Origin of the sequence: Enterobacter sp. MGH 4 (assembly GCF_000534735.1) — a bacterium.
GTDB classification, from domain to species: domain Bacteria; phylum Pseudomonadota; class Gammaproteobacteria; order Enterobacterales; family Enterobacteriaceae; genus Enterobacter; species Enterobacter intestinihominis.
The window spans coordinates 432,691-447,976 of sequence record NZ_KI973289.1; the positions used below are offsets into that span (position 1 = coordinate 432,691).

13 protein-coding genes are annotated in these 15,286 nt (G+C 54.5%); 12 read left to right on the forward strand and 1 reads right to left on the reverse strand.

All coding sequences use genetic code 11. From position 1 onward, the window contains the following. The first annotated feature begins 8 nt into the window (after positions 1 to 8). Positions 9 to 1,859 carry an outer membrane assembly protein AsmA gene (asmA, locus tag L350_RS20145; RefSeq protein ID WP_032623946.1) on the forward strand — a complete coding sequence of 617 codons (1,851 nt, stop codon included), beginning with the start codon at positions 9 to 11 and terminating at the stop codon, positions 1,857 to 1,859. A gap of 90 nt (positions 1,860 to 1,949) precedes the next feature. Here asmA and L350_RS20140 read toward each other — a convergent pair whose 3' ends face one another. Beyond that, positions 1,950 to 3,533 (reverse strand): TerC family protein, encoded by a 1,584-nt coding sequence (locus L350_RS20140; RefSeq protein ID WP_032623947.1) that lies wholly within the window; start codon positions 3,531 to 3,533, stop codon positions 1,950 to 1,952. 694 nt (positions 3,534 to 4,227) lie between these two features. On the opposite strand from L350_RS20140, the gene L350_RS20135 reads away from it, so the two are divergent. From L350_RS20135 to L350_RS20085, 11 genes are all read left to right on the forward strand, one after another. Next, on the forward strand, positions 4,228 to 5,364 hold the full coding sequence (locus tag L350_RS20135) for a polysaccharide export protein (RefSeq protein ID WP_022648641.1): 1,137 nt from the start codon (positions 4,228 to 4,230) through the stop codon (positions 5,362 to 5,364). A gap of 6 nt (positions 5,365 to 5,370) precedes the next feature. Further along, a complete protein-coding gene (gene wzb, locus L350_RS20130; RefSeq protein ID WP_003862078.1) occupies positions 5,371 to 5,814 on the forward strand; it encodes a low molecular weight protein-tyrosine-phosphatase Wzb in 444 nt (147 codons plus the stop codon). 2 nt (positions 5,815 to 5,816) lie between these two features. Then, positions 5,817 to 7,979 (forward strand): tyrosine-protein kinase Wzc, encoded by a 2,163-nt coding sequence (gene wzc / locus L350_RS20125; protein ID WP_022648640.1) that lies wholly within the window; start codon positions 5,817 to 5,819, stop codon positions 7,977 to 7,979. Between the two features lie 122 nt (positions 7,980 to 8,101). Continuing rightward, positions 8,102 to 8,944, forward strand: a complete 843-nt coding sequence (wcaA, locus tag L350_RS20120; RefSeq protein ID WP_006811246.1) for a colanic acid biosynthesis glycosyltransferase WcaA — start codon at positions 8,102 to 8,104, stop codon at positions 8,942 to 8,944. Next, the gene (wcaB, locus tag L350_RS20115) at positions 8,944 to 9,435 is read left to right on the forward strand and encodes a colanic acid biosynthesis acetyltransferase WcaB (protein WP_023300548.1); all 492 of its coding nucleotides are present in this window, start codon (positions 8,944 to 8,946) and stop codon (positions 9,433 to 9,435) included. The genes wcaA and wcaB overlap by 1 nt, the downstream gene beginning before the upstream one ends. Then, positions 9,432 to 10,649 (forward strand): colanic acid biosynthesis glycosyltransferase WcaC, encoded by a 1,218-nt coding sequence (gene wcaC / locus L350_RS20110; protein ID WP_023300547.1) that lies wholly within the window; start codon positions 9,432 to 9,434, stop codon positions 10,647 to 10,649. Before wcaB ends, wcaC begins: the two co-directional genes overlap by 4 nt. Further along, on the forward strand, positions 10,624 to 11,844 hold the full coding sequence (wcaD, locus tag L350_RS20105; RefSeq protein WP_022648637.1) for a colanic acid polymerase WcaD: 1,221 nt from the start codon (positions 10,624 to 10,626) through the stop codon (positions 11,842 to 11,844). Before wcaC ends, wcaD begins: the two co-directional genes overlap by 26 nt. Before the next feature lie 16 nt (positions 11,845 to 11,860). After that, positions 11,861 to 12,607 (forward strand): colanic acid biosynthesis glycosyltransferase WcaE, encoded by a 747-nt coding sequence (gene wcaE / locus L350_RS20100; RefSeq protein ID WP_032623948.1) that lies wholly within the window; start codon positions 11,861 to 11,863, stop codon positions 12,605 to 12,607. A gap of 16 nt (positions 12,608 to 12,623) precedes the next feature. Next, on the forward strand, positions 12,624 to 13,172 hold the full coding sequence (gene wcaF, locus L350_RS20095; RefSeq protein WP_003863512.1) for a colanic acid biosynthesis acetyltransferase WcaF: 549 nt from the start codon (positions 12,624 to 12,626) through the stop codon (positions 13,170 to 13,172). 24 nt (positions 13,173 to 13,196) lie between these two features. Continuing rightward, entirely contained in the window at positions 13,197 to 14,318 is a 1,122-nt protein-coding gene (gene gmd / locus L350_RS20090) for a GDP-mannose 4,6-dehydratase (RefSeq protein WP_003863514.1), read from the forward strand. Positions 14,319 to 14,320: 2 nt separating this feature from the next. Then, positions 14,321 to 15,286: a GDP-L-fucose synthase gene (locus tag L350_RS20085; RefSeq protein ID WP_015572377.1), complete on the forward strand. Its 966-nt coding sequence runs from the start codon at positions 14,321 to 14,323 to the stop codon at positions 15,284 to 15,286.

Sequence of the window (15,286 nt, forward strand, 5' to 3'; positions counted from 1 at the left end):
AGGAAGCCATGAGAAGAGTTCTGACAACGCTGATGATTTTGCTGGTGGTGCTGGTGGCTGGCCTTTCAGCGTTGGTGCTGCTGGTTAACCCGAATGACTTCCGGGCCTACATGGTGCGGCAGGTTGAAGCGCGCAGCGGGTATGAACTCAAGCTGGACGGGCCGCTGCGCTGGCACGTCTGGCCGCAGCTCAGCATTCTCTCCGGACGTATGTCGCTCACCGCGCCGGGCGCCGCGCAGCCGCTTGTTACGGCGGATAACATGCGTCTTGATGTCGCGCTCATCCCGCTCTTATCCCATCAGCTCCAGGTTGAACAGGTGATGCTGAAAGGGGCGGTGATTCAGCTTACGCCACAAACCGAAGCCGTTCGTCAGGCGAATGCTCCGGTCGCACCGCGTGAAAATACTTTGCCTGACGTTCCGTCTGACACCGGCTGGTCTTTCGATATTGGTAATCTGAAAGTCGCTGACAGCGTGCTGGTTTTCCAGCATGAGGATGACGAACAGATCACCGTCCGCAATATCAACCTCAAGATGGAGCAGGACGCCAACCATCACGCGACCATGGAGTTCTCCGGGCGGATCAACCGTAATCAGCGCGATCTCAACCTGTCGATGAATGCGAACGTGAACGCCTCTGACTACCCGCACCAGCTGATGGCGGACGTTCAGCAGGTCAACTGGCAGCTGACCGGCGCGGATTTACCCGCGAAGGGGATCGCCGGCCAGGGCACGATGCAGGCGGTGTGGCACGAAGAGCGCAAACAGCTCGAACTGAACGCGCTCAACCTCCAGGCCAACGACAGTTCCCTGAAGGGGCAGGCGAGCGTCACGCTTGATGAGAAACCCAAGTGGGTGTTGGATCTGCAATTCGACAAGCTGAACCTTGAGAACCTGCTCGCGGCCCAAACGGTGAATGCGACCGATGAGGGTGTCGCGCAGGTAGGGCAAAGCCAGGTCACGCAGTCGCGTCCGGTGATCTCCTCCAGTCTCGATCTGCCTGACTACAATGGTCTGCGCGGATTTACCGCCGACATTCTGCTGAAAGCGAACAGCGTGCGCTGGCGTGGGATTGATTTTACTGACGTCAACAGCCAGATGTTCAACCACAACGGCCTGCTGGTCATCTCTGAGCTCAGCGGAAAAATGGGGGCAGGAAATCTCTCCCTGCCGGGCACGCTGGACGTACGTAAAGACGTTGCCAGCGCCGCGTTCCAGCCGCGTCTGGAAAACGTTGAGATTGGCACCATCCTGAAAGCCTTTAATTACCCGATTTCCCTCACGGGGCAGCTGTCGCTGGCCGGGGATTTCTCCGGCACGAAGATTGATGCGGACGCCTTCCGTTGTAGCTGGAAGGGGCAGGCGCACGTTGAGCTAAAAGATTCGCGCATGGAAGGGCTGAACTTCCAGCAACTGGTGCAGCAGGCGGTAGAGCGCAGCAGCAGCGTGAAGGCGAATGAAAACTACGACAGCGCAACCCGTCTCGACAGCTTTACCAGCGAGCTTGCCCTCGACAACGGTCAGCTCTCGCTCGACGAGATGCAGGGAATCTCGTCCCTGCTGGCGCTGACCGGAAACGGCGCGCTGGATCTGGTGAAAGAGACGGTTGACACCCGCTTCAACGTCCGCGTGAAGGCTGGCTGGGAAGGGGAAGGCCAGCTTGTCGAGTTCCTGAAAGAGACGCCGATACCGCTGCGCGTGTACGGAAAATGGCAGGAACTCAATTACAGTTTGCAGGTCGATCAGATCCTGCGTAAGCACCTTCAGGATGAAGCGAAACGTCGGCTGAATGACTGGGCGGACCGCAATAAAGAGTCTCAGTCTGGTAAGGACGTGAAAAAGTTGCTCGATAAGCTCTGATGCCTGTTGTGCCGGGTGGCGGCTTCGCCTTACCCGGCCTACAAAAGCCAGACACCGTAGGCCGGGTAAGCGAAGCGCCACCCGGCTTTTTTACACCTCAAAATCCATCTCATCTTCACCGCGCAGCGGTATCAGCTGCACCTTCTGCACGCGATGGCTCTCTACCTGCAAGGTTTTGATCATGTAATTCCCCACCTGGACCTCTTCGCCCGGCTGCGGAATACGTTGCAGATATTCCATCAGCAAACCGGCGATGGTGTGGTATTCGCGCTTCTCGTCCAGCGGAAGCGGAACGAACTGCACCAGATCTTCGAGCGGCATATGGCCGTTGGCGGTCCAGCTGCCGTCTGCGTTTTTCTGAATATCGTGGCGTGCATCGATCTCATCCACCTCATTAGGCAGATTACCGGCGATGGTTTCCATCACGTCGCTGAGCGTCACCAGCCCTTCCACAGAACCAAACTCATCAACGACAAACGCGAAGTGGGTACGCGCGTTGCGGAACTGCTCCAGCGCGGAGAGCAGCGGCAGCGCTTCCGGGAAGACCAGCGGCTGGCGCACCAGCGCGCGCAGGTTGAGCGGCTCACCGTGAAGCTGCTGTTGCAGCAGGTCAATCACGTGTACCACGCCCAGCAGCTCTTCTTCCTCTTCTCCGCCGGTCACCACCACGCGGGTGTGCTGGTTTTTATCCAGCAGGGCACGGATCTGCTCTTGCGGTGCCGTCAGGTCAATATGCTCAATGTCGTGGCGGGAGGTCATGATACTGCTGACCGAGCGCTGGTTGAGGTTAAGCACGCGCTCTATCATCCGGCGTTCCTGCGGGTTGAAGATCTGCCCGTCGCTGTGGTCGGCTAGCATCGCAGCGGATTCAGCATCCAGCTCGGCATCCTCTTTTTTGCCGCTCAGCAGGCGCATCACCGTATCTGCGGTGCGCTGTCGTAATGTCTGGTTCGCGGAAAGAAAACGGCGGCGGTTGAAAATGGCCAGCTGGTTAAGAAACTCAATAAGCACCGAGAAACCAATGGCTGCGTACAGATATCCTTTCGGGATATGGAAGCCAAAACCATCCGCCACCAGGCTAAAGCCAATCATCAGCAGGAAGCTCAGACAGAGAATGACGATAGTCGGGTGACTGTTCACGAAGCGCGTCAGGGCTTTACTGGCGAGCACCATCAGGGTGATGGCAATGATCACGGCGGCCATCATCACCGCCAGATGGTCAACCATCCCGACGGCAGTAATCACGGAGTCGAGAGAAAAGACGGCATCCAGCACCACTATCTGCGCGACCACCGGCCAGAATTTAGCGCCGCGCCGCTGGGTGGGGTTTTCACTGTCTTTTCCTTCCAGCCGCTCATTAAGCTCAACCGTGGCTTTGAACAGCAGGAACAATCCGCCGAAAAGCATGATCAGGTCGCGGGCGCTAAAGCTCAGACCCTGCACGCTGAATAAGGGTTTGGTGAGCGTGACCAGCCATGATATTGAGGCCAGTAACAGCAGACGCATCACCATGGCGAGCAGAAGACCCGTCACGCGGGCGCGGTCGCGTTGTGAAGGGGGTAATTTATCGGCAAGGATGGCGATAAACACCAGGTTATCAATGCCGAGCACTAATTCGATGACGACCAGCGTCACCAGCCCGGCCCAGATTGATGGATCGGCAATCCATTCCATAGTAAATGCAATACCTTCTGTTATATGACTAATGTCACACTTCGATCATGGATAAAGCAGACGGAAATTGCAATGCCGGGGTGAGATTTCTCTTAATGCTACACTCAGGTAAAACCCATTTGCGGGGCGGTGTAAATAAGTTAAATGCGAAGATTTAATTACAAAAGACGATATTTAGGATATATCGCAATAAATGGTCTGGCGCTCTATTTTGTCAATATAAAGAAAATCCGAAAACCTCAAAACTTTGCTCTTAATATTAATCTTAAAAACGAATATTAGGACGGTTGTCTCCTTGCCTGCTATTAGGTTAGCTGCAACAATTCTTCCAGCATCAAATGTTAAATCTCCTTGTTGCTATTTTTGTTTCAGTCTTTGGTGAAGGTTATACATTATCAATCACCCGTTTAAGGTGGCGGATATATTTCTCAAAAGGCCTGATCCAAGAGGGTGTCTAACCATAACGCATTGTTTAGTCAGTGGATTGGTAACTGAAAGCCAAGGGCGGTAGCGTGCCTGAAAGCGTGTGAATCAGCCTCAATTATTCTGTCAATAGCCAATGGATGAATAAGCTTTTTTCTAGGACTGATGCCAGTTATATTGCTAAATGATTAACTGCATTCTGATTGTCACCACGACCCGCGCTTATTTTAATTGCACAGGATAATTACTCTGCCAAAGTGATAAATAATCAATGATGAAATCCAAAATGAAATTGATGCCATTATTGGTGTCTGTGACCTTGATGAGTGGTTGCACGGTCTTTCCCGGCAGCAATATGTCAACAATGGGCAAGGATGTGATTAAACAGCAGGATGCTGATTTTGATCTCGACAAAATGGTGAATGTTTACCCATTAACCCCACGTCTGGTAGAACAATTACGCCCACGTCCGAATGTTGCTCAGCCAAATATGTCTCTGGACCAGGAAATTGCCTCTTACCAGTATCGCGTTGGTCCGGGTGACGTCATTAACGTGACCGTCTGGGATCACCCGGAACTGACCACACCTGCGGGCCAGTACCGTAGCTCAAGCGACACCGGTAACTGGGTACAGTCCGATGGCACCATGTTCTATCCCTACATTGGCAAAGTGCACGTCGCGGGAAAAACGCTTGCTGAGATCCGTAGTGATATTACCGGCCGCCTGGCGCAGTACATTGCTGACCCGCAGGTGGACGTTAATATCGCCGCGTTCCGATCCCAGAAAGCCTATATCTCAGGCCAGGTCAACAAATCCGGCCAGCAGGCTATCACCAACGTCCCGCTCACCGTGCTTGATGCGATCAATGCCGCAGGCGGCTTAACCGACGGTGCTGACTGGCGCAACGTGGTGCTGACCCACAACGGCAAAGAGCAGCGCATTTCGCTTCAGGCGCTGATGCAAAACGGTGACCTGACCCAGAATCGTCTCCTCTATCCGGGCGATATTCTTTACGTGCCGCGCAACGACGATCTGAAAGTGTTCGTGATGGGTGAAGTGAAGAAACAGAGCACCCTCAAGATGGACTTCAGCGGTATGACCCTGACCGAAGCCCTGGGCAACGCGGAAGGTATCGATCTGACCGCCTCCAACGCCAGCGGTATCTTTGTGATCCGTCCGATCAAAGGCGAAAACGCGAAAGGCAAGATTGCCAACATCTACCAGCTGGACATGTCCGACGCGACGTCGCTGGTCATGGCAACGTCGTTCCGTCTCCAGCCATACGATGTGGTCTATGTCACCACCGCGCCGGTTGCCCGCTGGAACCGTCTGATCAACCAGTTGCTGCCTACCATCAGTGGCGTTCGCTACATGACGGATACGGCGAGCGACATTCATACCTGGTAAGCCGCGATGTTTAACAAAATTCTGGTGGTGTGTGTGGGGAACATTTGCCGTTCCCCCACGGCTGAAAGGCTGTTGAAAAATTACCAGCCTGCGTTAACGGTCGACTCCGCAGGGCTGGGCGCGCTGGTCGGAAAAGGTGCCGACGAACGTGCCGCAAGTGTCGCCCTTGAGCATAACCTCTCACTCGACGGGCACGTTGCCCGTCAGGTCTCTGGCCGAATGTGCCGGGAATATGACCTGATCCTCGCGATGGAAAAACGCCACATTCACGCGCTGTGCGATATCGCACCGGAGATGCGCGGCAAGGTGATGCTGTTTGGTCACTGGGATGGTGAGCGCGAAATTCCCGATCCGTATCGCAAGAGCCGCGAGGCCTTTGAGGCGGTATACACCTTACTAGACCAGTCTGCCCGCCAGTGGGCGCAGGCACTGAAAGCTCAGCAGGGATAACAATGACAGAAAAAACAAGACCTTCTGCCGCCCCGACGTCGGGCAGTGATGAAATCGATATCGGTCGCCTGGTCGGGACCGTTATTGAAGCGAAATGGTGGGTGCTGGGTATAACCGCCATCTTTGCCGTGGCGGCGATCGTTTATACGCTGTTCGCGACGCCTATTTACAGCGCCGACGCGCTGGTGCAGATCGAACAAAATACCGGAAACTCGCTGGTTCAGGATATCGGCTCTGCGCTGGCCAACAAGCCGCCGGCATCGGAGGCTGAAATTCAGCTGATCCAGTCGCGCCTGGTATTGGGCAAAACGGTTCACGATCTGGGGCTGGATATCGCGGTCACCAAAAACACCTTCCCGGTGTTTGGCGCAGGCTGGGATCGCCTGATGGGGCGCAGTAACGATACGGTAAAAGTGACTGACTTCGTGATTCCAAAAGGGGCAGGGGACCAAACCTTTACCCTGACCGTGCTGGGACCAAAACAGTATCAGCTGACCAGCGACGCAGGCTTCAGCGCGCGCGGGGAAGTGGGGCAGATGCTGACCAAAGATGGCGTGAGCATCAGGGTTGGTGCCATCCAGGCGCACGAGGGCGGTGAGTTTACGGTCACCAAATTCTCGACGCTCGGAATGATCAACAATCTGCAAAACAACCTGACCGTCACCGAAAACGGCAAGGACACCGGCGTCCTGAGCATGACCTTCACCGGTGAAGACAAGGATCAAATCCGCGACATCCTGAACAGCATCACCCGTAACTACCTTGAGCAGAACGTTGAGCGCAAGTCAGCGGAAGCCGCTAAAAGCCTCGCGTTCCTCAGTAAACAGTTGCCGGAGGTGCGCGCCCGTCTGGATGACGCCGAGAACAAGCTGAACGCATACCGTCAGGATAAAGACTCCGTCGACCTGCCGCTGGAGGCGAAATCGGTTCTCGACTCCATGGTCAATATTGATGCGCAGCTAAACGAGCTGACCTTTAAAGAGGCGGAAATTTCCAAGCTCTATACCAAACGTCACCCGGCGTACCGCACGCTGCTCGAGAAACGTCGTACCCTGGAAGAAGAGAAGGCGAAGCTGAATGACCGCGTGACCGCGATGCCGAAGACGCAGCAGGAAATCGTACGCCTGACGCGTGATGTGGAATCCGGCCAGCAGGTTTACATGCAACTGCTGAACAAGCAGCAGGAGCTGAAAATCACCGAAGCCAGCACCGTGGGCGACGTGCGTATCGTTGACCCGGCGATTACCCAGCCGGGCGTGCTGAAGCCGAAGAAAGCGCTGATTATCCTCGGCAGCATTATTCTCGGCCTGATGCTCTCTATCGTCGGCGTGCTGCTGCGCTCGCTGTTCAACCGCGGTATCGAAAGCCCGCAGGTGCTGGAAGAGAACGGGATCAGCGTGTACGCCAGCATCCCGCTTTCGGAGTGGCAGAAGTCCCGTGACAGCGTCAAAACCGTTAAGGGCGTCAAGCGTTACAAACAGAGCCAGCTGCTGGCCGTGGGTAACCCGACCGACCTGGCGATTGAAGCGGTGCGTAGCCTGCGTACCAGCCTCCACTTCGCCATGATGCAGGCCAAAAACAACGTCCTGATGATGACCGGTGTCAGCCCGTCAATTGGTAAGACCTTCGTCTGTGCCAACCTGGCGGCGGTGGTGAGCCAGACCAACAAGCGCGTGCTGCTGATCGACTGCGACATGCGTAAGGGCTACACCCATGAGCTGCTGGGCACCAACAACGTTAACGGCCTGTCGGAAATCCTGCTGGGTAAAGGGGAGATCAGTGAGAGCGCCAAGCCGACCTCGATTCCGAAATTTGACCTGATCCCGCGTGGCCAGGTACCGCCGAACCCGTCTGAACTGCTGATGAGCGAGCGCTTCACGCAGCTGATCGAGTGGGCAAGCAAAAACTATGACCTGGTGCTGATCGATACCCCACCAATTCTGGCGGTCACCGACGCCGCCGTGGTAGGGCGTCATGCGGGCACCACGCTGATGGTTGCACGCTATGCGGTGAACACCCTGAAGGAAGTGGAAACCAGCCTGAGCCGCTTTGAGCAGAACGGTATTGAGGTGAAAGGGGTCATTCTGAACTCCATCTTCCGCCGTGCGACGGGTTATCAGGATTACGGCTACTACGAGTACGAATACAAGTCTGACTCTAAATAACAAAACACACCCCACACCCCTCACCCTAACCCTCTCCCCTGAGGGGAGAGGGGACTGCCTGGTGCGGTCTTTCACCCTCTCCCCTCCGGGGAGAGGGCCGGGGTGAGGGGCAGGAGGAATACATGAGCACACAACGCCCTTTGATTTCTATCTATATGCCGACATGGAATCGTCAGCAGCTGGCGATCCGCGCGATTAAATCGGTCCTGCGTCAGGATTACGATAACTGGGAACTGATTATCGTGGATGACTGTTCCTCCTCTTACGAACAGCTGCAAAAGTTTGTCGAAGACCTGAACGACCCGCGCGTGGTGTACACGCATAACGCCATCAACTCCGGGGCGTGCGCGGTGCGCAATCAGGCGATTATGCAGGCGAAAGGGCAGTATCTGACCGGTATCGACGATGATGACGAATGGACGCCAAACCGTCTGTCGATCTTCCTGTCGCACAAAGCGCAGCTGGTGACCCACGCGTTTCTGTATGCCAATGACTATGTCTGTCAGGGCGAGGTCTATTCGCAGCCGGCCAGCCTGCCGCTGTATCCGAAATCACCGTATTCCCGCCGCCTGTTCTACAAGCGCAACATCATTGGCAATCAGGTATTTACCTGGGCCTGGCGCTTTAAGGAGTGTCTGTTCGATACCGAGCTGAAGGCCGCACAGGATTACGACATCTTCCTGCGGATGGTGGTGGAGTACGGCGAGCCGTGGAAGGTGGAAGAGGCCACGCAGATCCTGCACATCAACCACGGGGAGATGCAGATCACCTCGTCACCGAAAAAATTCTCGGGCTACTTCCATTTTTACCGCAAGCACAAGGACAAGTTTGACCGTGCCAGTCGGAAGTATCAGCTCTTTACCCTGTATCAGATCCGCAACAAGCGCATGAACTGGCGCACGCTGCTGACGCTGCTGTCGGTGCGTAACGGCAAGCGTCTGGCTGACGGGCTTCGGGGGAAATAATGTTTCTGGAAGATTGCCGCGCTAACAGCTGGAGCCTGCGCCCGTGCTGCATGGTTCTGGCCTACCGTATTGCGCACTTTTGCTCGGTGTGGCGCAAAAAAAATGTGCTGAACAACATCTGGGCCGCGCCGGTGCTGGTGCTGTACCGCATCATCACCGAATGCTTTTTTGGCTATGAAATTCAGGCCGCTGCCACCATTGGCCGCCGCTTTACCATTCATCACGGCTATGCGGTCGTCATCAACAAGTTCGTCGTCGCGGGTGATGATTTCACCATTCGCCACGGGGTGACAATCGGCAACCGTGGGCCAGACAGCCTGGCCTGCCCGGTGATTGGCAATAACGTCGAGTTGGGCGCCAACGTGGTGATGATCGGGGAGATTACCGTGGGCAATAACGTGACGGTTGGCGCAGGTAGCGTGGTGCTGGACAGCATTCCGGACAATGCGCTGGTGGTGGGCGAGAAAGCCCGCGTGAAGGTGATTAAATGAACATTCTGCAATTTAACGTACGCCTCGCAGAGGGCGGGGCGGCAGGCGTAGCGCTGGATCTGCACCAGCGCGCGCTGCAAAAAGGATTACAGTCGCGCTTTGTTTACGGTTACGGCAAGGGCGGCAAGAAAAGCGTCAGCCATGATAACTATCCGCAGGTGTTGAAGCAGACGCCACGTCTGACCTCCATCGCCAATATTGCGCTGTTCCGCCTGTTTAACCGCGACCTGTTCGGCAACCTGAATAATCTCTACCGCACCGTCACCCGCACCCGCGGGCCGGTTGTGCTGCACTTCCACGTGCTACACAGCTACTGGCTGAATCTGGAAGAGGTGGTAGCGTTTTGTGGCAAAGTGAAGGCGCACAAGCCGGACACCCGATTCGTCTGGACGCTACACGACCACTGGAGCGTGACCGGACGCTGCGCCTTTACCGACGGCTGCGAAGGCTGGAAAGATAACTGCCAGAAATGCCCTACGCTCAGCAACTATCCGCCGGTGAAGGTCGATCGCGCGCATCAGCTGGTTGAGGGCAAGCGTCAGCTGTTCCGCGACATGCTCTCGCTCGGCTGCACCTTTATCTCTCCAAGCCAGCACGTGGCAGATGCTTTTAATAGCCTGTACGGAGCAGGGCGCTGCCAGATTATCAACAACGGTATTGATGTGGCGACGGAAGAGATCCTGGCCGAACTGACGCCCGTAGCCATTACCACGGGCAAGCCGAAAATCGCTGTCGTCGCCCATGACCTGCGCTACGACGGCAAAACCAACCAACAGCTGGTGCGCGACATGATGGCGCTCGGCGACAAAATTGAACTGCATACCTTCGGCAAATTCTCGCCGTTCGAAGGCGCTAACGTGGTGAATCACGGGTTTGAAACCGACAAGCGCAAACTGATGAGCGCGCTCAACGGTATGGACGCGCTGGTGTTCAGCTCCCGCGTGGACAACTACCCGCTGATCCTGTGCGAAGCGCTCTCCATTGGCGTGCCGGTCATTGCCACCCACAGCGACGCGGCGCGCGAAGTGCTGGAGAAATCGGGCGGTAAAACCTTCAGTGAGAACGAGGTGCTGCCGCTGGTGCAGCTGTCGAAGGCCGATATCGCGCAGGCTGTTTTTGGCACGGACCTGGAATCGTTCCGCAACCGCAGCCGCAAAGCGTACAGTGGACAACAGATGCTGGAGGAGTATGTCTCGTTCTATCAGAATCTGTAGTTATCTGCTGCTGCCGCTGATCTACCTGCTGGTCAACGTCAAGATTGCCCAGCTCGGTGAAAGCTTCCCAATCACCATCGTCACCTTCCTGCCGGTTCTGCTGTTGCTATACGTTGATAAGCTTAACCTCAAAAAGCTGATGATTGCGCTTGGGATCGGGTTTGGTCTGACGGCGTTTAACTACATCTTTGGTCAGTCGCTGGACGCCAGCAAATATGTCACCTCCACCATGCTGTTTGTTTATATCGTTATCATTATTGGCATGGTGTGGAGTATTCGTTTTAAAACTATCTCTCCGCACAATTATAGGAAAATCCTCAGGTTCTTTTATATTGTCGTCGGGCTGATTGTTATGCTTGCGGCATTGGAGATGGCGCAAATTATTCTCACAGGCGGCAGTAGCCTGATGGAAATAATTTCGAAATATCTTATATACAGTAACAGCTATGTACTGAACTTCATTAAGTTTGGTGGCAAGCGTACCACTGCGCTCTATTTTGAACCGGCGTTTTTTGCTCTGGCATTAATCTCAATTTGGCTCAGCATCAAACAGTTCGGTATCAAAACCCCCAAGACCGATGCTATGATTCTTGCAGGAATCGTTCTGTCAGGGTCGTTCTCAGGGGTAATGACGTTTATTCTGTTTTACCTGCTGGAGTGGGCGTTCCAGTACCTGAACAAAGAGGCGATTAAGAAAAAACTGCCGCTGGCGATCATTTCTCTGACGGTATTTTTAGTGGGCGTAATATTCGCCTTCCCGTACATTTCTGAACGTCTGGGTGATTTGGGAACGGAAGGTTCGTCGTCCTATTATCGCATCATTGGTCCACTGGTGATGGTGGGTTATTCCTTAACCCATATTGATGGCGTAGTAAGATTCGGCTCACTTTACGAATATGTTGCTTCATTCGGAATCTTTAACGGTGCGGATGTCGGTAAAACCATAGACAATGGTCTGTATCTGTTAATTATCTATTTTTCCTGGTTCGCCGTACTGTTGACACTGTGGTATCTGTTTAAAGTTTTCAAAATGATGATTAACGCGTTTGGTGATAACCAGAACTTTCGCGTGCAACTTTATCTGTTCACACCGGTGTCGTTGTTTTTTACCGGGTCAATATTTAGCCCGGAATATGCATTCTTAATTGTATGTCCGTTTATTTTGCGCAAAGCGCTGAATATTACGAGCGTATGAAGAAATGAGGTGATTTATGTTTCTTAGCGTCATTACTGTCGCCTTTCGTAACCACGAAGGGGTGGTAAAAACCTGGCGCTCGCTGCGCAACCTGGCGCGCGATCCGAGCCTCACCTTTGAGTGGATCGTGGTCGATGGCGGCTCGAACGACGGCACGGCGGAGTTCCTGGAAAAACTTAACGGTGAGTTCAACTTACGTTACATCAGCGAGAAAGATAAAGGCATTTACGATGCCATGAATAAAGGCATCAACATGGCGCAGGGGCGCTACGCCATCTTCCTCAATTCCGGCGACGTGTTCCATGAAGATGTGGCGCTGTTTGCACGCCAGCTGGCGCGCAAGAAAGAAGATGCCATGTTTATCGGTGATGCGCTGCTTGATTTCGGCGAGGGGAAAAAAGTCCTGCGCGGCGCGAAACCAGGCTGGTATATCTACCACAGCCTGCCGGCAAGCCATCAGGCTATTTTCTTTCCGATGAGCGGCCTGAAAAAGCAGCCTTACGATTTGCAATATAAAGTGTCATCAGATTATGCCCTGGCCGCCAGCCTGTACAAATCTGGCTACCCGTTCCGTCGAATTAAAGGACTGGTATCCGAATTTTCAATGGGCGGCGTGTCAACCTCGAATAATCTGGAATTGTGCCAGGATGCCAAAAACGTGCAGCGTAAAATATTACGCGTACCGGGGTTCTGGGCGGAATTATCTTATTTCTTACGTCTGAAAACGACGGGTAAAGCGAAAGCCTTATATAACAAAGCCTGAGATATAAGGAAACGTAATGCAGGAATTAAATGGATTCTCCGTGCCGAAAGGTTTTCGGGGCGGGAGCGGTATTAAAGTTCAACTGTGGTGGGCTGTACAGGCAACGTTATTTGCCTGGTCGCCGCAAATACTGTACCGCTGGCGCGCATTTTTACTGCGTCTGTTTGGCGCAAAAATAGGAAAAAACGTAGTCATTCGTCCTTCGGTGAAAATTACTTATCCCTGGAAATTAACGCTTGGGGATTACGCCTGGGTTGGGGATGACGCGGTGTTATATACCCTTGGCGAGATTACGATTGGCGCAAATTCGGTGGTTTCACAGAAGTGTTATTTGTGCACCGGCAGCCACGATTTTATGAGCCCGCATTTTGATATTACCGCTTCGCCTGTTGTGATCGGTGAAAAATGCTGGCTGGCAACAGACGTCTTTGTTGCACCCGGTGTTTCTGTTGGCGATGGCACGGTAGTCGGTGCCCGCAGCAGCGTTTTTAAATCGCTACCGGCAAATAAAATTTGCCGTGGCAACCCCGCAGTGGTGATACGCGAACGCGTTGAAACTGATTAAATTCATAAGTAGAGGAATATAAACATGTCTAAAGTCGCTCTCATCACCGGCGTTACCGGGCAGGATGGTTCTTACCTGGCAGAGTTACTGCTGGAAAAAGGGTATGAAGTACACGGTATTAAACGTCGTGCGTCTTCATTTAATACCGAACGTGTCGATCATATTTATCAGGATCCTCACGCGGCGAACCCGAAATTCCACCTGCACTACGGCGACCTGACCGATACCTCCAACCTGACCCGCATCCTGCAGGAAGTACAGCCGGATGAAGTCTACAACCTGGGCGCGATGAGCCACGTTGCGGTTTCCTTCGAATCCCCGGAATACACCGCTGACGTGGACGCCATGGGTACGCTGCGTCTGCTGGAAGCGATTCGCTTCCTGGGTCTTGAGAAGAAAACCCGTTTCTATCAGGCATCTACCTCTGAGCTGTATGGTCTGGTGCAGGAAATTCCGCAGAAAGAGACTACGCCGTTCTACCCACGTTCTCCGTACGCGGTAGCGAAACTGTACGCTTACTGGATCACTGTGAACTACCGTGAATCCTACGGCATGTACGCCTGTAACGGCATTCTGTTCAACCACGAATCCCCACGTCGTGGCGAAACCTTCGTGACCCGTAAAATCACCCGCGCTATCGCCAACATCGCTCAGGGCCTGGAGTCTTGCCTGCACCTCGGCAACATGGACTCCCTGCGTGACTGGGGCCATGCGAAAGACTACGTGAAAATGCAGTGGATGATGCTGCAGCAGGAACAGCCAGAAGACTTCGTGATCGCGACCGGCGTGCAGTACTCCGTACGTCAGTTCGTTGAGATGGCTGCGGCACAGCTGGGCATCAAGCTGCGCTTCGAAGGCACCGGCGTGGAAGAGAAGGGTATCGTTGTTTCCGTGACCGGCCACGACGCACCGGGCGTGAAGCCAGGCGACGTGATTGTTCAGGTGGATCCGCGTTACTTCCGTCCTGCTGAAGTGGAAACCCTGCTGGGCGACCCAACCAAAGCGCACGAGAAGCTGGGCTGGAAACCAGAAACCACCCTGCAAGAAATGGTATCCGAGATGGTGGCCAAAGATCTTGAAGCAGCGAAAAAACACTCCCTGCTCAAGTCCCATGGCTACGAGGTTGCCATCGCGCTGGAGTCCTGAGAATGACAAAACAACGTATTTTTGTCGCCGGTCATCGCGGAATGGTGGGTTCCGCGATTGTCCGCCAGCTTGAACAGCGCGGCGACGTTGAGGTGATTGTTCGCACCCGCGACGAGCTGAACTTGCTTGACAGCAAAGCGGTGCAGGACTTCTTCGCCAGCGAACGTATCGACCAGGTGTATCTGGCGGCGGCGAAGGTGGGCGGCATTGTCGCTAACAACACCTACCCGGCGGATTTCATCTACGAGAACATGATGATTGAGAGCAACATCATTCACGCGGCGCATCTGCACAACGTGAACAAGCTGCTGTTCCTCGGTTCATCCTGTATCTACCCAAAAATGGCGAAACAGCCGATCGCCGAGAGCGAACTGTTGCAGGGCACGCTGGAAGCCACCAACGAGCCGTACGCGATTGCCAAAATTGCCGGGATCAAGCTGTGTGAATCGTACAACCGTCAGTATAACCGCGACTATCGCTCGGTGATGCCGACCAACCTCTACGGACCGCACGACAACTTCCACCCGAGCAATTCGCACGTGATCCCGGCGCTGCTGCGTCGTTTCCACGAGGCGACTGCCGAAAACGCCCCGGACGTGGTGGTGTGGGGCAGCGGTACGCCAATGCGCGAGTTCCTGCACGTGGACGATATGGCGGCTGCCAGCATTCACGTCATGGAGCTGGATCGCGAGGTGTGGCAGGAAAACACCGAGCCGATGCTGTCGCACATTAACGTCGGGACCGGCGTGGACTGCACCATTCGCGAGCTGGCGCAGACCATCGCGCAGGTGGTGGGCTACAAAGGACGCGTGGTGTTTGATGCCACCAAACCGGACGGCACGCCGCGCAAGCTGCTGGACGTGACCCGTCTGCATCAGCTGGGCTGGTATCACGAGGTCTCACTGGAGCAGGGGCTGGCCAGCACCTACCAGTGGTTCCTGGAAAACCAGCACCGCTTCCGGGGGTAA